Raw genomic sequence first — 19,011 nt, forward strand, 5'->3', positions numbered from 1 at the left:
ATACGGAGGTCGCTCGTGAGCCCAGCCCGTCCCGGCATCGTCGTCGGACTCATCGGCTCGGGCATCGGGCCCTCCCTCAGCCCGGCCCTGCACGAGGCGGAGGCCGACGCGCTGGGTCTGCGCCACGTCTACCGCCGGCTGGACATCGACGTCCTGGGCAGGGCCCCCGAGCAGGTCGGCGAGCTGGTCCGGGCCGCACAGCTGGCGGGCTACGACGGGCTCAACGTGACCCACCCCTGCAAGCAGCTGGTGATCGAGCACCTGGACGAGCTGTCCCCCGATGCCGAGGCCCTCGGTGCGGTCAACACGGTGGTCTTCACCGACGGCCGGGCCGTCGGGCACAACACCGACTGGTCCGGCTTCGCCCGCAACGTCGACCGCGGGCTGCCCGACGCCGCGATGGACCGGGTCGTGCTGCTGGGCGCCGGCGGGGCGGGGGCCGCGGTCGCGCACGCGCTGCTCACCCTGGGCGCCGGTCGGCTGACCGTGCTGGACGTCGACGCCTCGCGGGCCACCGCCCTGGCCGGTGCGCTCCAGCAGCGGTTCGGCCCCGGCCGGGCGGACGGCGGGGACCTCACCGGGCTCGCGACCGCGCTGGCCGCAGCCGACGGGCTGGTGCACGCCACCCCCACCGGCATGGCCGCCCACCCCGGCTCCCCGGTGCCGGCCGAGCTGCTGCGTCCCGAGCTGTGGGTCGCCGACATCGTCTACCGCCCGCTGGAGACCGAGCTGGTGCGCACCGCCCGTGGGCACGGCTGCCGGGTGCTCGACGGCGGCGGGATGGCGGTGTTCCAGGCCGTGGACTCCTTCCGGCTGTTCACCGGGCTCGAGCCCGACGCCGACCGGATGCTCGCCCACTTCGCCACCCTGGTCGACCCTGCGGACTCCCCCGTTGGCTGACCGGTCCACCCGCCGGCGCGCCGTCGCCACCGTCTGCCTGTCCGGGACGCTGGAGGACAAGCTCACCGCCGCCGCGGGTGCGGGGTTCGACGGCATCGAGGTGTTCGAACCCGACCTGGTGGCCGCACCGTGGGCGCCGGCCGAGCTGGCCGCCCGGTGCGCCGACCTCGGCCTGTCGATCGACCTCTACCAGCCCTTCCGCGACCTGGACTCCACCGACCCGGCCACGGTCGCCCGCAACCAGCGCCGGGCCCGGGCCAAGTTCGACGTGATGGCCGCCCTCGGCGTGGACACCGTGCTGGTCTGCTCCGCGGTCTCCCCCACCGCGGTCACCGACGACGACGAGCTCGCCGCCCAGCTGCACGCCACCGCGGAGCTCGCCGCCGACCGCGGTCTCCGGCTGGCCTACGAGGCGCTGGCCTGGGGCACCCACGTGTCCACCTGGGAGCACAGCTGGGACGTCGTCGCCCGCGCCGACCACCCCGCGCTCGGGCTGTGCCTGGACTCCTTCCACGTGCTCTCCCGTGGCGGCGACCCGGCCGGGTTCGCCGCGGTGCCGGCGGACAAGCTGTTCTTCCTGCAGCTGGCCGACGCCCCGCAGCTGGACATGGACGTGCTGCAGTGGTCCCGGCACCACCGGCTCTTCCCGGGCCAGGGCGCGTTCGACCTGCCCGCCTTCCTCGGCCACGTGCTGGCCGCCGGGTACACCGGACCGCTGTCGCTGGAGGTCTTCAACGACGTCTTCCGGCAGGCCGACCCGGCCCGCACCGCGGTCGACGCGATGCGCTCGCTGCTGGCGCTGGAGGAGGCGCTGCCGGTCGACCCGCTGGTGCTGCCCACCGCGCCGGCGCTGACCGGGCACGCCTTCACCGAGCTCGCCGTGGACGGCGTCTCCGGTCCCGTGGTCGCCGACGTCCTCGACCGGCTGGGCTTCGCGCACACCGGCCAGCACCGCTCCAAGCCGGTGCAGCTGTGGGAGCAGGGCACCGCCCGGGTGCTGCTCAACGCCGGCGCCGCGCGGTCGGCCGGCTCGGGCGAGGCCGCCGTCGTCGCGCTGGCCCTGGAGTCCACCGACCCCACCGGCTCGGCGGCCCGCGCCGAGGCACTGCTGGCCCCGGTGCTCCCCCGCACCCGGGGCCGGGCCGAGGCCGAGCTGTCCGCCGTCGCCGCCCCGGACGGCACCCAGGTGTTCTTCGCCCGCACCGGCCCGGACGGCTGGCCGGCGGACTTCCTCGCCACCGGGGAGACCGCGGCCGGCGCCGGGCTCACCGGCACCGACCACGTCGGGCTCACCCAGCCCTTCGACGCCTACGACGAGGCCGGGCTGTTCTACCGCTCGGTGCTGGGCCTGCTGCCCGAGGCGGGCGCCGAGGTGGCCGCGCCGTTCGGGCTGGTCCGCTCCCGCGGGGTCACCACGCCCGGCCGCGACGTCCGGCTGGCCCTGTCGGTGTCCCTGCTGCGCCGCGGCGGCGGCTGGGCACCGGGGGTGCCCGACCCGCAGCACGTCGCGTTCGCCACCGACGACGTCGTCGCCACCGCCCGGGCGGTGCGCGCGGCCGGCGCACCGCTGCTCGCCGTCCCGGCGAACTACCACGACGACCTCGACGACCGGCTCGAGCTGGACCCCGGCCTGCTGGCCGACCTGCGCGAGCACGGGCTGTTCTACGACGCCGACGTGACGGGTGCGTTCCTGCACCTCTACACCGAGGTGTTGGGCGGGCGGGTGTTCTTCGAGATGGTCCAGCGGCTGACCGGCTACGACGGGTACGGGGCGGTCAACTCCCCGGTCCGGATGGCCGCCCACCGACGGGCCCGCACCGGCGGCTGAGCTCAGCGGGTGCGCTGCACCCGCGCCTCGTCGAAGACCGGCTCCGGGGTCTCGCGCACCCGGCCGTCGGAGCCGAAGACCAGGAACCTGTCGAAGGAGCGGGCGAACCAGCGGTCGTGGGTGACCGCGACGACGGTCCCGTCGAAGGCGGCCAGCGCCTGCTCCAGCGACTCGGCGCTGAGCACGTCGAGGTTGTCGGTCGGCTCGTCGAGCAGCAGCAACGTCGCCCCGGAGAGCTCCAGCAGCAGCACCTGGAACCGGGCCTGCTGCCCGCCGGACAGCGACCGGAACAGCGAGTCGCCGGCCGCGGCCAGGCCGTAGCGGCGCAGCACGGCCATCGCCCGGCCGCGGTCGATGCCCGGTCGTCCGGGCTCGCCGTGCCAGAGCAGGTCGGTGAGGGTGCGCTCCATCCACTCCGGGTGCGCGTGGGTCTGGGCGAAGAAGCCGGGGACGACGCGGGCGCCCAGCTTCCAGCTGCCGGTGTGCGTGACCTCCTGCCCGGCCATCAGCCGCAGGAAGTGCGACTTGCCCGCCCCGTTGGAGCCGAGCACCGCGACCCGGTCGCCGTAGTCCAGCTCGACGTCGAAGGGCTTCATCAGCCCGGTCAGCTCCAGCTCCTCGGCGACCAGCACCCGCACGCCGGTGCGCCCGCCCTTGAGGCGCATGGCCACCTCCTGCTGCGGCGGGCGCTCCGGGGGCGGCCCGGCGGCCTCGAACTTGGCCAGCCGGGTCTGCATCGCGTGGTACCGGTTGGCCATGTCCGGGGAGTTCGCGGCCTGCTGCTGCATGGTGCGGGTGAGGTCGACCAGCCGCTGGTGCTCCTCCTCCCAGCGCAGCCGCAGCTCGGCCATCCGCTGGTGCCGGGCGTCCCGGGCGGCCGGGTAGGCCGCCCAGCTGCCGCCGTGCACCCACGCCGTCCCGCCCTCGACGGTGACCACCCGGGTGGCCACGGTGTCCAGCAGCTCCCGGTCGTGGCTGACGAACAGCACGGTCTTGCGGGTCTCCCGCAGCCGCTCCTCCAGCCAGCGCTTGCCCGGGACGTCGAGGTAGTTGTCCGGCTCGTCGAGCAGCAGCACCTGGTCGGGGCCGCGCAGCAGGCACTCCAGGGCCAGCCGCTTCTGCTCGCCACCGGACAGCGTCTGCAGCTCGCGGTACTTGCACTGCTCGTAGGGCACGCCCAGAGCCGCGACGGTGACGGTGTCCCAGGTGACCTCGACGTCGTAGCCGCCGACGTCGCCCCAGGTGCCCAGCGCGTTCGCGTAGGCCATCTGGGTGGGCTCGTCGTCGGCCTCCATCATGGCCAGCTCGGCGGCCTCGACGGCGTGCCAGGCAGCGCTGACCGCGGGCGGGGCCAGGTCGACGAGGAACTGCTGCACGCTCGTGGCGTCGCGCACCGAGCCGATGAACTGGCGCATCACGCCGAGCCCGCCGACGAGGGCGACCGAACCGGCGTCCGGGGTCAGGTCGCCGGTGATGATCCGCAGCAGCGTGGTCTTGCCGGCGCCGTTCTCCCCGACCAGCGCGGCGACCGCGCCGTCCCCCACCCGGAAGGAGACGTCGTCCAGCAGGACCCGTCCGTCGGGCAGGGTGAACCGGATCCCGGTGACGTCGACGTATCCCACGGCGTCCAGTGTCCCGGACGCCGTGGCGGGGTCAGGTCAGCAGGATGGAGAACACCACGGCGCCGGCGGCCAGCACCATCGCCAGGACGACGACGCCGGCCACCCAGCGCTGACGGTCCCGGTTCATCACGCCCGGACCGTACCGGGCTCAGACGGTGGTGGCGGGCTGGAACTCCGTCGGGGCGAAGCCGGCAGCGGCCTCCATCTCGCGCACCAGCGGCAGCACCTTCGCGCCGAAGTACTCGATCTCCTCCTGGAAGTGCAGGAAGCCGCAGAGGAAGAGGTCGACCCCGTGCCGGCGGAACTCCACGATCCGCTCGGCGATCTGCTCCGGGGTGCCGATCAGGTTGGTCTTGAAGCCGTCGTTGTACTGGACCAGGTCCTCGAAGGAGGAGTCGGCCCACATGCCCTTCTTGTCCCCGGTCGAGTTGCCGGCCTGCTGGACGGCGTCCCGGAACCCCTCGACGGCGGGCTTGTTCGCCTTGGCGACGATCTCGCGCAGGGTGTCGTGCGCCTCGGCCTCGGTGTCGCGGGCGATGACGAACCCGTTGAGCCCGAACCGGACGCGGCGGCCCAGCGGGTCGGCCACGGCGCGGACGTCGCGGATCTGCTCGTCGATGCCGGCCAGGTCCTTGCCGTTGGAGAAGTACCAGTCCGAGACCCGACCGGCCATCGCCCGGGCGGCCGTGGAGTTGCCGCCCTGGAAGATCTCCGGGTGCGGCCGGCCCGGGACGGTGAGCGGCTTGGGCTTGAGGTCGAAGTCGCGGAACCGGTAGAAGTCCCCGCCGAGGGTGTAGCCCTCCTCGGTCCAGATGCCGCGCAGCGCGGAGATGAACTCCTCGCTGCGGCGGTAGCGCTCGTCGTGCTCGAGCCACGGCTCGCCCATGGCGGTGAACTCGCCCTTGAACCAGCCGGAGACGACGTTCACGGCGAACCGGCCGTTGCTCATGATGTCGGCGGTGGCGCCCAGCTTGGCCAGCACTCCGGGCTGCCACATGCCGGGGTGCACGGCGGCGATGAGCTTGATCCGCTCGGTGGCCAGCAGCAGCCCGAGGGAGAAGGACACCGACTCGTGCTGGAACTCGGCGCTGTAGCTGGACATGTAGCGCACCTGGGAGAGGGCGTACTCGAAGCCCACCGCCTCGGCGGTCTGGGCGAGCTTCTTGTTGTAGTCGAAGCCCCAGTCGGTGCGCTGCTCGATGGTCGAGGTGACCAGGCCGCCGCTGACGTTGGGGACCCAGTAGGCGAACTTCGCGGCAGCGAGCTCGTCGGCCGGGCTGGTGGGTGCGCTCATGGCAGGGGTGTCCTCGGGGAGGTGGGGGACGTGCGGAGGCGGGTCCGGGAGCGAACGCTCAGCGCGGACAGGCAGAGGTGCAGACCAGGGCGTAGTCGATGACGCGGCGACGCGTCAGCTCGCTGGTGGGCACGGGTCGAGGAAACCACACCGACCTGGTGCTGTTCACCCCGAGACGGGTCGGGTCCCCCACAGCAGGGTGTCCAGCGCGGTGCCCGCCGGGGTCTCCCGGGGCAGCTGTTCGAGCCGGTCGACGTCCAGCAGGGCGGCCACCGGGGCGAGCCGCTCGACCGAGTGCAGGATCGCGGTGTCCTGGGGGCCGCCGACGCCGTGCGCGACGTTGTCCACGTCGTGGCCGAGCACCAGCAGCCGGCCGCCGGGCCGCAGCCACGCCACCGCCCGGGTGAGCAGCGCGACGGTCTCGGGCTCGGGGAGGTGCAGGTAGACGACGAGCACCAGGTCCAGGCTGCCCTCGGCCGTCGTCCAGGTGGTGGCGTCGGCGACCACCCAGGTGACGTCGTCCCCGTGCCCGGCGGTGCGGCCGCGGTCCAGGCCGACGGCGGAGAAGTCGACGGCGGTGGCCCGCCAGCCCCGACCGGCCAGCCACAGCGCGTGCCGGCCCTCCCCGGCGGCCAGGTCGACCGCCGTCCCGGGCTTGAGGTCGGCACACAGCTGCGCGACCAGTGCGTTCGGCTCGGCCGACCACTGGGCCTTCTCGGCGTACCGGGCGTCCCAGTCCTGTGCCTGCACACCGCGCACGCTACGCACGGTGTCCGACGAGACAGTGCCGTCCCGCGCGGAGGTGGGCAGGGAGGAGGTGAGCGGGACGAGAGACGCCCCGGGTGGGAGGAGATCGACGTGGTGCACTACGAACTGGACGGCAAGGTCGCGCTGGTGACCGGGGCGGGGTCGGGCATCGGCCGCGCCGTGGCGCTCACCCTGGCGCGCAGCGGCGCCGCCGTCGCGGTCGCCGACCTGGCCGAGGAGAAGGCGCAGGCCGTCGCGGCCGAGATCACCGGGGCAGGCGGCCGGGCGCTCGCGTTCGGCGTCGACTCCTCCGACCCGGACGCCGTCGACACCCTCGTCGCCGACGTCGTCACCCAGCTGGGCGGGCTGCACGTCGCGGTGAACAACGCGGGCATCGGCGGCCCGGCGCAGACCGTGGACGAGTACTCCACCGCCGACTGGCGGAAGGTGCTGTCGGTGAACCTGGACGGCGTCTTCTACGGCGTGCGCGCCGAGACGCGGGCGATGCTCGCCGGTGGCGGCGGGTCGATCATCAACATGGCCAGCGTCTTCGGGGCCGTCGGCATCGAGACCGCACCGGCCTACGTGGCCGCCAAGCACGGCGTGGTCGGGCTGACCAAGGCCGCCGCGCTCGCGCACGCCACCGAGGGCATCCGGGTCAACGCGGTGGGCCCGGCCTTCATCAGCACCCCCCTGCTGATCTCGTCGATGAGCGAGGAGGCCCGCGCCGGGCTCGCCTCGCAGCACGCGCTGGGCCGACTGGGCACCCCGGAGGAGGTCGCCGAGCTGGTGGCCTGGCTGGCCAGCGACGCGTCGTCCTTCGCGACCGGCACGTACTACCCCCTCGACGGCGGCCTGCTCGCCCGCTGAGGCGCACCGTGACGGTGGTCGCGGTCTTCCGGTGAGCGGTGGCCGACCGGCGACGGCGCGGCGCGCGGACGGCGAGGATGCCCGGGTGTCCTCCCCCGTCCGCCGTGCCGTGCCGCACCTGCTGGGGTCCCGACCGCCGTCTGCCGCTGCGCTGTGGGCCGGTGGTGGTCGCAAGGCGGTGTCGGCCGGGGTCTCGGTGTCCCTCCCGCTGGCCCTGGGCGTGGCGCTGGGCCACCCCGACCTGGGCTCGGCGGCGGCCCTGGGCGGGTTGACCGCGATCTACGGCAGCACCCTCCCGTACCGCCGACGGGCCGGGGTGGTCGCCGCCTGCGGGCTGGTGCTCGTGCTGGCCGTCGCGGCCGGCGGCCTCACCGGGGGCAGTCCGCTGCTGCTCGCCGTCCTGCTGGGTGTGCTGGCGGCCGCGGCGACGGCAGCCACGGCGGTCTTCCGGGTCGGCCCGCCCGGCCCCCTGGGGGTGGTGCTGGTCGGTGGCAGCGCCAGTGCGCTGGGCGCCACGCCCGAGGTGCTCGCCGAGCACGTCGCCGCCGCGGCCGCGGGGGCGACGCTGGCCTGGCTCGTCGTCATGCTGCCGTGGGTCTGGGACCCGGCGGGCCCCGAACGGCGCGCCCTCGCCGCGGCCCGTGCCGCCGTCTCCGGCGACCGCTCCGTGCGGCCCGCCGTGGTGGCCCGGGCGGTCCGGGTGGCCGACGCCGCGGTGTCCCGGGGCAGCCGCCGCCGGCCGTCGCTGCGACCGGCGCTGGCCGAGGTCGAGGAGCGCTTCCTGCACGAGCTCCCGCTGGCCGACTCCCCCGGCCCGCCGCCCCCGGGCGCCGTGCTCGCCGTCCGCCCGGTGCCGCCGTGGGTCTGGACCTCGCTGCGGATCGGCGCGGGCGTCAGCGCCGCCGGGCTGGTGGCCGGGCTGCTGGGGCTGTCCAGCACCTACTGGGCCTGCACGACCGCGGTCGCCGTGCTGCTGGGCACCGACGCGCGCAACACCCGGGCCCGGGCCGGGCACCGGGTGACCGGGACGCTGCTGGGCATCGGCGTGGCCGCACTGCTGTTCGCCGCCGACCTGCCGGTGGGGGCCGAGATCGTGGCGGTCGGGCTGCTGCTGGTCGGCGTCGAGCTGCTCATCGCCCACCAGTACGTGCTGGCGGTCTCCTTCATCACCCCGTTGTCGCTGATGCTCGTCCACGTCGGGGTGCCCGAGCGGACCGGACCGGAGCTCGTCACCACCCGGCTGGCCGAGACCGTGGTCGGCATCGTGCTGGCGCTGGCCGCCGGTCTGCTGCTGGCGCCCCGGTCGGCCAGCCGTCGGCTGCCCGGCGCGGTCGAGGCCGCCGGCGACCGGGTGCGCGGGCTCGTCGAGGGCCGCACCACGGAGCCCGCCCTGCACGACGCGCTGCTGCTGCTCCACGAGATCGCGACCGCGTCTCGAGCGGAGCTGCGACCGGCGCCGGGCACCGACGCCTGGCTGCGCCGCGGCCGGTGGACCGCCGACCTGGGCTGGGGTCTGCTGGGCACCCGTGCCCGCGGGGAGGCCCACCTCGAGCAGGTGCTCGCCGCCCGGGTGGTCAGCGACCTCGGGCCCGGCGGCGCCCGGTGACGCCCGACCCGACCTGGGTGTGGCCGGCCCGGGCACCCGCGTCCGGGGGTGTGCGGCTGCGGGCGTTCACCGACGCCGACGTCGCCGCCGTCCAGGCGTTGGCCCGTGACCCGTACGTGCCGCAGATCGGCTCGCTCGTGCTCGACGCCTGCGCCGAGGAGGCAGCAGCGTGGATCACGGCCCAGCACGGCCGGCTCGCCGAACGGGCCGGCTTCTCCTTCGCGGTGGCCGACGCGACCACCGACGCCTGCCTGGGTGCGTGCGGCCTCTGGCTGCGGGACGTCGGGACGGGCACGGCGACGGCCGGGTACGCCGTGGTGCCCGAGCACCGCGGGCGCGGGGTGGCGACCGACGCGCTGCGGGCCGTGACCGCGTTCGCCTGGACCCGGCCACCGGTCCAGCGGGTCGAGCTGCACGTCGAGCCGTGGAACGCCGCGTCCCGCCGGGTGGCGCTGGCCGCGGGCTACGCCGAGGGGGCGCTGCTCCCGGGCGCGCACGAGATCGGCGGACGGTTCCGCGACGTCGTCGCCTTCACCGCCACGCGACCCGGCTAGTCCAGCGCGGCGGTGACCAGCGCCCCGGCCGTGGGGGTGAGCAGCCACGCCAGGACGACGGCGGACGTCACCGCGACGGCCGACCACCGGAGGAGGCCCACTCGCTCGCGGCCCCGCGCGTGCGCGACGAGGACCGTGAGGCTGACGGCGCCGGCGACCACGGCACCCAGCAGGGCGAAGGCGGTGACCACGACCGCCACCAGGTTGCCGGTCTCCCGCGGGGACCGGTCGCCGAGGAGCCAGGGAGCCAGCACGACCAGGGCGTAGGCGAGGGCGGGGAGGACGACGAGCGCCGCCGTCGGCACCGTGCGCCACCGGGGGCGGTCGAGGACGTCCACGCACCGGATCGTGGCGGGCCGGCCGGGGTGCGTCAACACCCGTCGACCGCCCGTCAGCGGCGTCGGAACCGCAGGGTCTGCCCCGGGGCCAGCTGCCCGCAGCGGTCGACGTCGGGCTCGGCGACGTAGCCGATCACCGGGTAGCCGCCCGTGACCGGGTGGTCGGCGAGGAACAGCACCGGCTGCCCGGACGGCGGCACCTGCAGCGCACCGCGCACCATGCCCTCGCTGGGCAGCTCCCCGGTGCGGCCGCGGGTCAGCTCGGGTCCGGCCAGCCGGAGGCCCACCCGGTTGCCGTCGCCGGTGACCGTCCACCCGGTGCCGGTCAGCAGGGCGTGCGCCTCGTCGGTGAACCAGTCGGCGCGCGGGCCGGGCAGCACGGTGACGCTGACCTCGCCGGCGGGCGGATCGGCGACACCGACGACGTCCACCGTCCCCGGCTCGCCCCGGGCCGCACCGACCGGCAGCACGTCACCGGCGGTGGGCACCGGCGGGCCCAGTCCGGACAGCAGGTCGGTGGACCGCGATCCCAGCACCGGGTCGACTGCTATGCCGCCCCGGACGGCGAGGTGGGTGCGCAGCCCGCTCACGGGGGGACCGAGGCGCAGCTCCTCCCCCGCCGCGAGCCAGAACGGGGCGGCGTGGGGGGCGGGTCCGGCGCAGCGGGCGCCGGTGAGCGCCAGCCAGAGCCCGGTCTCGGCCCGCACGGCGAGGCCACCGGCGGTGACCTCGAGGACGGCGGCGTCGGGGTCGTTGCCCAGCAGCCGGTTGGCCAGCGCCGCCGCCGCCCGGTCGCAGACCCCCGACCGGCCGATCCCCTCGGCCGCCCGGCCGGGACGGCCGCGGTCCTGCACGGTGGTCAGCGGACCGGGGGCGACGACGGTGAGCGCCCTCACCGGGCGTCCACGAACCGCACGCGCACGCCCGGCCTCAGCAGTGCCGCGGGCTCCCGGTGCAGGTCGAACACGGCGGTGTCGGTGTGCCCGAGCAGCTGCCAGCCGCCCGGGGACTCCCGCGGGTAGACCCCGCTGAACTCCCCGGCCAGCGCCACCGCACCGGCCGGCACCCGGGTCCGTGGGGTCGAACGGCGCGGGACGTCCCAGCCGCCGTCGGCCGCCGTCAGGTAGCCGAACCCGGGCGCGAACCCGCCGAAGGCCACCGTCCACTCCGTCCCGGTGTGCCGGGTGACCACCTCGGCCGGGCTGCAGCCGAGCAGCTCGCCGACGTCGGCCAGGTCCTCGCCGTCGTAGACCACCGGCAGCTCGACGAGCTCTCCCCCGGCCCGGTCCGCCGCGGTCGGCCGCGCCGCCCGGACAGCGGCGGCGACCGTGCCGACCGTGGTGGCCGCCGGGTCCAGCACGAGCAGCACCGTCCGGGAGGCCGGGACGACGTCGAGCACCCCGGCCGGGGGGTCGGCCGCCAGCGTCCGGTGCAGGGCGAGGACGGCGTCCAGGTCGTCGAGCTCGACCAGCAGTCCGGCGTCCCCGCTGGGCAGCAGCCGCATCAGCGGGCGAAGGGGGCGAGCCCCACGCCGGCCCCGGCGAGGGCGTCGCGCACCTGCCGGGCGATGTCGACGGCCCCGGGGGTGTCGCCGTGCACGCAGATCGAGCCGGGCTGCAGGGTCAGCTCCCCGCCGTCCACGTCGGTGACCGTCCGCCCGGTGGCCATCGCGACGCAGCGGCGGGCGATCTCCGCGGCGTCGTGCAGCACGGCCCCCGGCAGCCGGCGGGAGACCAGGGTGCCCTCGGGGGTGTAGGCCCGGTCGGCGAACGCCTCGGCGATCGTGGTGAGCCCCGCCTCGGCGGCCAGCCGCAGCCAGACCGAGCCCGGCAGGCCGAGCACCGGGAGGGTGGCGTCGTAGTCGAGGACGGCAGCGACCACGGCCGCCGCCTGCTCCTCGTGGTGGACGATCGCGTTGTAGAGCGCCCCGTGCGGCTTGACGTAGCGCACCCGGTCACCGGCCACCCGGGCGAACCCGTCCAGCGCCCCGAGCTGGTAGAGCACGTCCTGGGTGAGGGCGTGCGGCTCGACGTCGATGAACCGGCGGCCGAAGCCGGGCAGGTCGCGGTAGCCCACCTGGGCACCGATCGCCACGCCCCGCTCGACGCACCGGGCGGTCACCCGGCGCATCGTCACCGCGTCCCCGGCGTGGAACCCGCAGGCGACGTTGGCGCTGGTGACGACCTCGAGCAGAGCGTCGTCGTCGCCCAGCACCCACTGGCCGAAGCCCTCGCCGAGGTCGGAGTTGAGGTCCATCAGGCCTCGGGCTCCGGCGGCACCTCGGCACCGGCGGCCTCGTCGCGGTCGGCCCACTCCAGCAGCGGCGCCAGGTCGAAGGGGTGCTCGTCGATGTCGGCGTGCAGGTCGCCCAGCTCGGCGAACCGGGCGGGGACGGTGGCGATGGTGAAGTCGCCGGGCTCGACGTCGGCGACCTCGGCCCAGGTGACCGGGGTGGAGACCGTGGCCTCGCGGTTGCCGCGCACCGAGTAGGCGGCGGCGAGGGTGTGGTCGCGGGCGTTCTGGTTGTAGTCGACGAACAGGGCGCTGGGGTCGCGGTCCTTGCGCCACCACGTGGTCGTCACGTCCGACGAGCGGCGCTCCACCTCCCGGGCGAAGGCCAGCGCGGCCCGGCGGACGTCGGTGAACCCGTGCACCGGGGGGATGCGGACGTAGACGTGCAGGCCGCTGCCGCCCGACGTCTTCGGGTACCCGACGGCGCCGAGCTCCTCGAGCACCTCCTGGACGACGCCGGCCACCCGCCGCACCGTGCCCCAGTCGGCCTCGGGCATCGGGTCGAGGTCGATCCGCCACTCGTCAGGCAGCTCGACGTCGTCCCGTCGGCTGTTCCAGGGGTGGAACTCCACGGTGGACATCTGCACGGCCCAGGCGACGTGCGCCAGGTGGGTCACGCACAGCTCGTCGGCTGTGCGCTTGTACCGGGGGAAGAACACCCGGACGGTCTCCAGCCACGGCGGCGCCCCGGCCGGCACCCGCTTCTGGTGCACCTTGTCGCCGTCCACACCCGTCGGGAAGCGGTGCAGCATGCAGGGCCGTTCGCGCAGCGCGTTCACGATCCCGGGGCCGACGGCGAGGTAGTACTCCAGCAGGTCCCGCTTGGTCTCCCCGCGCGCGGGGAAGTAGACCCGGTCGGGGCTGGACAGCCGCACGTCCAGCCCGTCGACGTCGATCTCGACCGCGTCGCCGGCCTTGCTCGCCATGGGCAGAACCTAGCCGCGACCGACGAGAAGGGCGCTCCTCGTCAGGGGGCGAGGCCCACGAGGTCGGCGGAGAGGTCCCAGAGCTCGCGGGCGCGGCGGTCGTCCTTGGCGGCGAGCAGGGTCAGGCCGGGCGAGCGGTCGACGTGGTAGCCGCCGTTGCGCCAGCCCTCGGGGGCGGTGGCCAGCCAGACCATGGTGTCCGCTCCGTGCGCCGGGGTGCGGAAGAACGCGGTGAGCGGGGTGCGGAACGCCAGCCCGACGACGCCGCCCGAGGCGACCCCGAAGGAGCTGGCGACCGCGCCGGGGTCGTAGCAGGTGCTGCTCACGTCCGGGCCCCATCGGCGGGCGAGCTCCCGGGTCGTGAGCACGTTGGCGAACTTGGCCTTGGCGTAGGCGCGGTTGGCCACGTACGGCGGACGCGACTCGAACGCCCGGGCCAGCCGGCCACGCGGCACCCAGCCGAAGCGGTGCATGAACGAGGCCGTGTGCACCACCCTCCCGCGAGCGGCGCGCAGCTGGGGCTCGAGCAGCCGGGTGAGCAGGTAACCGGCGAGGTGGTCGACCTGGAACGTGGTCTCGTGGCCGTCCACGGTGAGCCGGCGCCTGCCGAAGGACGCGCCCGCGTTGTTGCAGAGCACGTCGACCCGGGGGTGCCGTGCGGCGATGGCCGCCGCGAGCGCGCGGACGTCGTCCAGCCGGGCGAAGTCCGCGGTCAGCGGTTCGGAACCGGGCAGCTCGGCGGCCACCGCGGCGGTCTTCTCCGGGGAGCGGCCGACCACGACGACGTGCGCGCCGTCGCGGTGCAGCCGGCGGGCCGCCGCCGCGCCGATGCCGTCGGAGGCACCGGTGACGACGACGACCCGCCCGTCGCCGCTCAGGCCCGGGGCTCCACGAGCACGACCGGGATCTCCCGGTCGGTCTTGCGCTGGTAGTCGGCGTAGTCGGGGAAGGCCGCGACGGCGCGCTCCCACCAGACCGCCTTCTCCTCCCCGCTGATCTCGCGGGCCTGGCCGTCCCACACCTGCTCGCCGTCCTGGACGGTCACCTGGTCGGGGTGGGCCTTGAGGTTGAAGTACCAGGTGGGGTGCTTGGGCGCCCCGCCCTGGCTGGCGACCATCGCGTAGACGCCGTCGTGCTCGACCTTCATCAACGGGTTCTTGCGGACCTTGCCGCTCTTGGCCCCACGCGTGGTGAACACGACGACGGGCTCGGGGCGGTTCGGGAGGGTGTTGGCCTCCCGGCCGCCGGTGCGCTCGTAGGTCTCGACCTGGTCGCGGACCCACTTCTCGGGGCTGGGCTCGTACTCGCCTTCCAGTGGCATGCCCCGACCCTAGGACCCCGCGGCGCGACCTGTCTGTCAAGGACGCTTGACACCGAGCGCCGACCGGGACACGGTGGGGGCATGACAAGCGACCTTGACACCCCGCGCCGCAGCGCCGGCGACCGCTCCCGCGCCACCGCTTACCTGCGTGACTTCCTGCCCGGGGTGGTCGGCTACGTCGTGGTGATCGGGCTGGTCGGCGCGTTCGGCGACCTGGACGGCGACTCCCCCGCCCGCTTCGGCTGGGCGCTCCTGCCGGTGCTGCCCGCGCTCTGGATCGGCTGGGCGGTGCTGCGCCACCTGCGCCGGGTCGACGAGTACGAGCAGCTCGTCCTGCTGCGCGGACTGGCGGTGGGCTTCTCCGTCGCCATGCTCGCCGCCGTCGTGCTCGGGATGCTGGCCGTGGCCGGCGTGGCCCTGCTCCTGGCGCCCTGGTTCGTCTTCGCCGCGGGGATGGCCGGCTGGGCCGTCGCGACCGGGGTGCTGAACGCCCGGTGAGGAACTCGCTGCGACCGCTCCGCGAGGAGCGCGGCTGGAGCCAGGCCGCGCTCGCCGACGCCCTCGGGGTCTCCCGGCAGACCGTGAACGCGCTGGAGACCGGGCGCTACGACCCCAGCCTGCCGCTGGCCTTCCGCATCTCCGCGCTGTTCGAGCGGCCCATCGAGAGCCTCTTCCACCCGGACGAGCTGGTTTCTGGAACGATCGGTCAAGAACTGGGCTAGGGTGGGTGCATGGCCCGCCCCCGCAGCTTCGACGAGACCGTCGCCGTGCGCGGCGCGGCCGGGGTCTTCGCGGCGCGGGGCTACGAGGGCACCAGCGTCGACGACCTGGTGACCGCCCTCGGGATCCAGCGGGGTTCGCTCTACGCGGCCTTCGGCAGCAAGCGGGCGCTGTACCTGCGGGTTCTCGGGGACCACGTGCAGGCCCTGCCGGACGGCGACCTCACCCTCCTGCTGCGCGCCGCGGTCGAACGCGCACCGGTCGACGACGACGTCGCCGTCCTGGTCGCCGCCGGGTTCGACCGGCTGCGCCCCACCACCGACGACCTGCCGGGCCTGCTGGGCCGGGAGCTGCTCGCCCACGCCGCCCGACGACCGGAGGAACCATGACCGAGATCGACGTGACCACCGACCAGCTCGTGGTGACCCTGCACGGCTGGGACCGGGTCTGGGCCCTCGAGCGCCGGATCGCCGTCCCGCTGGGTGCCGTCCGCGGCGCCACCGCCGACCCCGGCATGAGCCGGGAGCCCGCCGGCCTCCGGGCGCCGGGCACCCACCTCCCCCGCGTCATCACGGCGGGCACGTACTTCCGCGGCGGCGAGCGGGTGTTCTGGAACCTGCGCGCCTCCCTGGAGCCGGTGGTGGTCGAGCTGGCCGGGCAGCGGTACACCCGTCTGGTGCTCGGCGTCCCCGACGCCCGCGCGACCGCCGAGCGGATCGAGCGAGCGCTCACCCGGAGCTGACCCGCCGCCGGACGTGCCAGCCCAGGGCCAGCACGACCATGGTGACCAGCGCTGCCGTCCCGCCGGTGAAGGCGGCCAGCACCGCGACGCTGCGCAGGTCGGGCTGACCCACGGCTCCGGCCGCACCGGCCGCCACCGCGATCGCGGCCACCAGCCCCCAGGCCCACGGACGCCGCGCCGGCACGGGACGGACCGGCGCGCGCCGCCACCAGAGCACCAGCCAGCCCAGGACGACGAGCCCGCCGACCAGGCTGCTCGTCTCCTGGGCCCAGCTCCACCCCGGGCGCCCACCCGCGTCGTCGGCCAGGAACGCCAGGTGCCGGGTGCCCCAGCGGCCGGGGTGGGTGAACTCGTCCCAGAGCACGTGCGTACCGGCGCCCAGCAGCACCCCGCCCACCACCCCGGCGGCCCCGCGGGGACCGGCCACCGGCAGCCCGGTCCGCACCGCGCCCAGCCGGGCCCGCAGCGCGGCCGGGGCACCGGCCACCACCGGCGCGGCCAGCACCCCGTGCCACAGCGCCCACAGCAGCAACCCGCCCGCCAGGTCGACGGTCACCAGGGCCACCGCGGTGTGCGTGCGCACGCCGAGGTCGACGGGCAGGTAGTACGGCAGGTCGGGCACCGTGCTGCCGGCCACCAGCGCCGACGCCGGCAGACCGGTGCGCAGGAACGGCAGGACGGCGGCCGGGTGGCTCAGCGTGAACGGCACGGGCTCAGCCGGTCGGGTCCTCGGCCAGGGTGTGCTTCTCGCTCATGCGGGCATCCTGACCGACCCCACCGACATCCGCGGCCAGCCCCTCCCGCTGTTGTCGGTCTCCCCCGGGACCGGCAGGCTGAGGCCGGACAGCCCGACGAGTGGAGGAGCGCGACATGGTGGACTTCGGCAAGATCGCCAAGCAGGCGCAGCAGGCACTCAGCGACAGCGCCGAGAAGCTCGAGACCGCGGTGAAGGACAACGCCGGCAAGATCGAGGGCGCGGTCGACAAGGCCGGGCAGTTCGCCAAGGACAAGTTCCCGGACAAGGCCGCACAGATCGACCAGGCCGCGAGCAAGGCCAAGGGCGCCGTCCCCAGGCACGAGGACGCGACCGGCACGTCCGCCCCGGGTTCGCCGCTGAGCAGCGTGCCCACCCCGGTCGAGACCGCGCCCACGACCACCCTGCCGACGGACACCCCGCCGGACCCCTCGGCCACCCCCGAGGTCGACCGCACCGCCGCCGAGGCCGCCGGGGTCCAGTCGACCTCGCCGTCCAGCGCCGGGTTCGCCCCGCCGGCTCCCTCGCCCACGCCCGAGGTCGACCGCGTCGTGCGCGACCAGGGCTGACCCGGCCGACGACGGACGACCAGGGCCGGACGACGACGTGACCGCACCGCAGCAGCCCCCGACCGACCCGTCCCCCACCGAGGGGGTGGACCCGGTCGCGGCGGAGATCGCCGCGGGCTACGCGTTCACCGGTCCGGCCCTGGAGTTCGGCGCCGTGGTGCACGGCGGGAAGCCGCACCCCGGCGCCCAGGTGCGGGTGCCGCTGTCGATGATGAACCGGCACGGCCTGATCGCCGGGGCCACCGGCACCGGCAAGACCAAGACCCTGCAGCTGCTGGCCGAACAGCTCTCGGCACAGGGCGTGCCGGTGGTGCTCGCCGACGTCAAGGGCGACCTGACCGGCCTCGCCCAGTCCGGCGCGACCAGCGACCGGGTCACCCAGCGGGCCACCGACACCGCCGACGCGTGGACGCCCACCGGGTTCCCCGTCGAGTTCCTCGCGCTGGGCGGGCTGGGCACCGGGGTGCCGGTGCGCTCGACGATCACCGACTTCGGCCCGGTGCTGCTGGCCAAGGTGATGGACCTCAACGCCACCCAGGAGAGCTCGCTGGGCCTGGTGTTCCACTACGCCGACCAGGCCGGCCTGCCGCTGCTGGACCTCAAGGACCTCCGCGCGGTCATCTCCTGGCTGATCAGCCCCGAGGGCAAGGCCGACCTGCAGGGCCTGGGCGGGTTGAGCAAGGCCACCGCCGGGGTGATCCTGCGCAACCTGATCGCCCTGGACGACCTGGGCGGCGACGTCTTCTTCGGTGAGCCCGAGTGGGAGACCACCGACCTGATCCGCACCGCCCCCGACGGCCGCGGGGTGATCAGCTCCGTCGAGCTCACCGAGGTGCAGGACCGCCCGGCGCTGTTCTCCACCTTCCTCATGTGGCTGCTGGCCGACCTGTTCGAGGAGCTGCCCGAGGTCGGGGACGTGGACAAGCCGAAGCTGGTCTTCTTCTTCGACGAGGCGCACCTGCTCTTCACCGGGGCCAGCAAGGCCTTCCTGGAGTCGGTCACCCAGACCGTGCGGCTGATCCGCTCCAAGGGCGTCGGGGTCTTCTTCGTGACCCAGAACCCGACCGACGTGCCCACCCCGGTGCTCGGGCAGCTCGGCAACCGGGTGCAGCACGCACTGCGGGTGTTCACCCCCGACGACGCGACCGCGCTGAAGAAGACGGTGAAGACCTACCCGACGTCGGAGGCCTACGACGTCGCCGAGACGCTCACGTCGCTGGGCACCGGCGAAGCGGTGGTCACCGTGCTCTCCGAGCGCGGCGCCCCGACCCCGGTCGCCTGGACGATGGTCCGGGCGCCGCGCTCCTTCATGGGCCAGATCGACCCGGCCGTCCAGCAGCAGGCCGTGGCGTCGTCCCCGCTGCACGCGAAGTACGCCACCGCGGTGGACCGGGAGTCGGCCTACGAGCAGCTCGCCGCCCGGCTCGCCCCGCCGCCCGCTCCCCCGGCCCCGGCACCCGCACCGGCGCCCGCACCGCGGCCCGCCCCCGAGCCGGACAGCTGGCGCGAGCCCGACCTCGGGCGCGCCGAGCCGGCACCCCGCCGCCGGGAGCGCGCCCCCGAGCCCGAGCCGGACCTGGTGAGCCGCGTGTTGGGCTCCTCGGCGTTCCGGTCGTTCACCCGGTCGGCCGCCTCGGCGCTGGGCCGGGAGATCACCCGCGGCGTCTTCGGCACCCGCCGACGCCGCTGACCCGGTGCCGGGTCCGTCGTCGGGTCAGTCGTTCGGGGGGCGGATCAGGCTGACCAGCACCAGCCCGGCGAAGACGACCCCGAACACCAGCATCGAGGGCTGCCCCAGCAGCCACGAGGTGAGCACCGCACCCAGCAGGCAGACCACGCCGAGGACCGCGAGGGTGACGAACCTGCCCTCTGCCAGCGCCATCGCTGCTCCTCCCACCGGGTGAGAGCGCAGCCTGTCACCGGCGGGT

Annotated in this window: 23 protein-coding genes; 11 read left to right on the forward strand and 12 right to left on the reverse strand. The window is 75.2% G+C overall.

Going from position 1 to position 19,011, the window contains the following annotated elements; genetic code table 11:
* The first annotated feature begins 15 nt into the window (after nucleotides 1–15).
* Together ASG36_RS03550 and ASG36_RS03555 are read left to right on the forward strand one after the other, a co-directional pair.
* A complete protein-coding gene (locus ASG36_RS03550) occupies nucleotides 16–900 on the forward strand; it encodes a shikimate dehydrogenase (protein ID WP_082522754.1) in 885 nt (294 codons plus the stop codon).
* Complete coding sequence (locus ASG36_RS03555) at nucleotides 893–2,728, forward strand: sugar phosphate isomerase/epimerase and 4-hydroxyphenylpyruvate domain-containing protein (protein WP_055759519.1); 1,836 nt, start codon at nucleotides 893–895, stop codon at nucleotides 2,726–2,728. The genes ASG36_RS03550 and ASG36_RS03555 overlap by 8 nt, the downstream gene beginning before the upstream one ends.
* Nucleotides 2,729–2,730: 2 nt before the next feature.
* On the opposite strand, the gene ASG36_RS03560 is transcribed toward ASG36_RS03555, so the two are convergent.
* The 3 genes from ASG36_RS03560 to ASG36_RS03570 form a co-directional block, all read right to left on the reverse strand.
* A complete protein-coding gene (locus tag ASG36_RS03560) occupies nucleotides 2,731–4,350 on the reverse strand; it encodes an ABC-F family ATP-binding cassette domain-containing protein (protein ID WP_055759522.1) in 1,620 nt (539 codons plus the stop codon).
* 148 nt (nucleotides 4,351–4,498) lie between these two features.
* Nucleotides 4,499–5,644, reverse strand: coding sequence for a dimethylsulfone monooxygenase SfnG (gene sfnG, locus ASG36_RS03565; RefSeq protein WP_055759525.1), 1,146 nt, complete (start codon nucleotides 5,642–5,644; stop codon nucleotides 4,499–4,501).
* 165 nt (nucleotides 5,645–5,809) lie between these two features.
* Nucleotides 5,810–6,403, reverse strand: coding sequence for a bifunctional 2-polyprenyl-6-hydroxyphenol methylase/3-demethylubiquinol 3-O-methyltransferase UbiG (locus ASG36_RS03570; protein WP_235494540.1), 594 nt, complete (start codon nucleotides 6,401–6,403; stop codon nucleotides 5,810–5,812).
* Between the two features lie 99 nt (nucleotides 6,404–6,502).
* Between ASG36_RS03570 and ASG36_RS03575 the strand changes: the two genes are divergently transcribed.
* The 3 genes from ASG36_RS03575 (at nucleotide 6,503) to ASG36_RS03585 (ending at nucleotide 9,421) form a co-directional block, all read left to right on the forward strand.
* The gene (locus tag ASG36_RS03575; RefSeq protein ID WP_055759528.1) at nucleotides 6,503–7,261 is read left to right on the forward strand and encodes an SDR family NAD(P)-dependent oxidoreductase; all 759 of its coding nucleotides are present in this window, start codon (nucleotides 6,503–6,505) and stop codon (nucleotides 7,259–7,261) included.
* An 85-nt stretch (nucleotides 7,262–7,346) separates the two neighbouring features.
* Nucleotides 7,347–8,867 (forward strand): FUSC family protein, encoded by a 1,521-nt coding sequence (locus ASG36_RS03580; protein WP_055759531.1) that lies wholly within the window; start codon nucleotides 7,347–7,349, stop codon nucleotides 8,865–8,867.
* Complete coding sequence (locus ASG36_RS03585; protein ID WP_055759534.1) at nucleotides 8,864–9,421, forward strand: GNAT family N-acetyltransferase; 558 nt, start codon at nucleotides 8,864–8,866, stop codon at nucleotides 9,419–9,421. The genes ASG36_RS03580 and ASG36_RS03585 overlap by 4 nt, the downstream gene beginning before the upstream one ends.
* On the opposite strand, the gene ASG36_RS03590 is transcribed toward ASG36_RS03585, so the two are convergent.
* From ASG36_RS03590 to ASG36_RS03620, 7 genes are read right to left on the reverse strand one after another with little or no spacing between them, the layout of a single operon-like run.
* On the reverse strand, nucleotides 9,418–9,759 hold the full coding sequence (locus tag ASG36_RS03590) for a hypothetical protein (RefSeq protein ID WP_055759536.1): 342 nt from the start codon (nucleotides 9,757–9,759) through the stop codon (nucleotides 9,418–9,420). The two genes, ASG36_RS03585 and ASG36_RS03590, sit on opposite strands and share 4 nt — an antisense overlap.
* 53 nt (nucleotides 9,760–9,812) lie before the next feature.
* Nucleotides 9,813–10,655: a biotin-dependent carboxyltransferase family protein gene (locus tag ASG36_RS03595; RefSeq protein ID WP_055759539.1), complete on the reverse strand. Its 843-nt coding sequence runs from the start codon at nucleotides 10,653–10,655 to the stop codon at nucleotides 9,813–9,815.
* Nucleotides 10,652–11,263 carry an allophanate hydrolase subunit 1 gene (locus tag ASG36_RS03600; protein WP_055759542.1) on the reverse strand — a complete coding sequence of 204 codons (612 nt, stop codon included), beginning with the start codon at nucleotides 11,261–11,263 and terminating at the stop codon, nucleotides 10,652–10,654. Before ASG36_RS03600 ends, ASG36_RS03595 begins: the two co-directional genes overlap by 4 nt.
* Entirely contained in the window at nucleotides 11,263–12,015 is a 753-nt protein-coding gene (locus ASG36_RS03605) for a LamB/YcsF family protein (protein WP_055759545.1), read from the reverse strand. Before ASG36_RS03605 ends, ASG36_RS03600 begins: the two co-directional genes overlap by 1 nt.
* A complete protein-coding gene (gene ligD / locus ASG36_RS03610; RefSeq protein WP_055759549.1) occupies nucleotides 12,015–12,977 on the reverse strand; it encodes a non-homologous end-joining DNA ligase in 963 nt (320 codons plus the stop codon). The genes ASG36_RS03605 and ligD overlap by 1 nt, the downstream gene beginning before the upstream one ends.
* A 41-nt stretch (nucleotides 12,978–13,018) precedes the next feature.
* Nucleotides 13,019–13,948 (reverse strand): SDR family NAD(P)-dependent oxidoreductase, encoded by a 930-nt coding sequence (locus ASG36_RS03615; RefSeq protein WP_200944316.1) that lies wholly within the window; start codon nucleotides 13,946–13,948, stop codon nucleotides 13,019–13,021.
* Nucleotides 13,852–14,298: a nitroreductase family deazaflavin-dependent oxidoreductase gene (locus tag ASG36_RS03620; protein WP_055759552.1), complete on the reverse strand. Its 447-nt coding sequence runs from the start codon at nucleotides 14,296–14,298 to the stop codon at nucleotides 13,852–13,854. Before ASG36_RS03620 ends, ASG36_RS03615 begins: the two co-directional genes overlap by 97 nt.
* Before the next feature lie 81 nt (nucleotides 14,299–14,379).
* Here ASG36_RS03620 and ASG36_RS03625 point away from each other — a divergent pair, with 81 nt between their 5' ends.
* The 4 genes from ASG36_RS03625 to ASG36_RS03640 are packed head-to-tail and all read left to right on the forward strand — an operon-like array spanning nucleotide 14,380 to nucleotide 15,760.
* The gene (locus tag ASG36_RS03625; protein WP_055759555.1) at nucleotides 14,380–14,796 is read left to right on the forward strand and encodes a hypothetical protein; all 417 of its coding nucleotides are present in this window, start codon (nucleotides 14,380–14,382) and stop codon (nucleotides 14,794–14,796) included.
* Nucleotides 14,793–15,020, forward strand: a complete 228-nt coding sequence (locus ASG36_RS03630) for a helix-turn-helix transcriptional regulator (protein ID WP_055759557.1) — start codon at nucleotides 14,793–14,795, stop codon at nucleotides 15,018–15,020. Before ASG36_RS03625 ends, ASG36_RS03630 begins: the two co-directional genes overlap by 4 nt.
* Before the next feature lie 9 nt (nucleotides 15,021–15,029).
* Nucleotides 15,030–15,407, forward strand: a complete 378-nt coding sequence (locus tag ASG36_RS03635; RefSeq protein ID WP_055759560.1) for a helix-turn-helix domain-containing protein — start codon at nucleotides 15,030–15,032, stop codon at nucleotides 15,405–15,407.
* Entirely contained in the window at nucleotides 15,404–15,760 is a 357-nt protein-coding gene (locus ASG36_RS03640) for a hypothetical protein (protein WP_055759562.1), read from the forward strand. Before ASG36_RS03635 ends, ASG36_RS03640 begins: the two co-directional genes overlap by 4 nt.
* On the opposite strand, the gene ASG36_RS03645 is transcribed toward ASG36_RS03640, so the two are convergent.
* The gene (locus tag ASG36_RS03645; RefSeq protein WP_055759565.1) at nucleotides 15,747–16,469 is read right to left on the reverse strand and encodes a DUF4184 family protein; all 723 of its coding nucleotides are present in this window, start codon (nucleotides 16,467–16,469) and stop codon (nucleotides 15,747–15,749) included. The two genes, ASG36_RS03640 and ASG36_RS03645, sit on opposite strands and share 14 nt — an antisense overlap.
* 161 nt (nucleotides 16,470–16,630) lie before the next feature.
* Here ASG36_RS03645 and ASG36_RS03650 point away from each other — a divergent pair, with 161 nt between their 5' ends.
* Together ASG36_RS03650 and ASG36_RS03655 are read left to right on the forward strand one after the other, a co-directional pair.
* A complete protein-coding gene (locus ASG36_RS03650; protein WP_055759569.1) occupies nucleotides 16,631–17,083 on the forward strand; it encodes an antitoxin in 453 nt (150 codons plus the stop codon).
* 37 nt (nucleotides 17,084–17,120) lie between these two features.
* Nucleotides 17,121–18,773, forward strand: coding sequence for a helicase HerA-like domain-containing protein (locus tag ASG36_RS03655; RefSeq protein WP_082522755.1), 1,653 nt, complete (start codon nucleotides 17,121–17,123; stop codon nucleotides 18,771–18,773).
* A 24-nt stretch (nucleotides 18,774–18,797) separates the two neighbouring features.
* Here ASG36_RS03655 and ASG36_RS21755 read toward each other — a convergent pair whose 3' ends face one another.
* Entirely contained in the window at nucleotides 18,798–18,965 is a 168-nt protein-coding gene (locus ASG36_RS21755) for a hypothetical protein (protein ID WP_157498536.1), read from the reverse strand.
* Nucleotides 18,966–19,011: the final 46 nt, after the last annotated feature.

It is taken from the genome of Geodermatophilus sp. Leaf369 (assembly GCF_001424455.1).
GTDB lineage: Bacteria > Actinomycetota > Actinomycetes > Mycobacteriales > Geodermatophilaceae > Klenkia.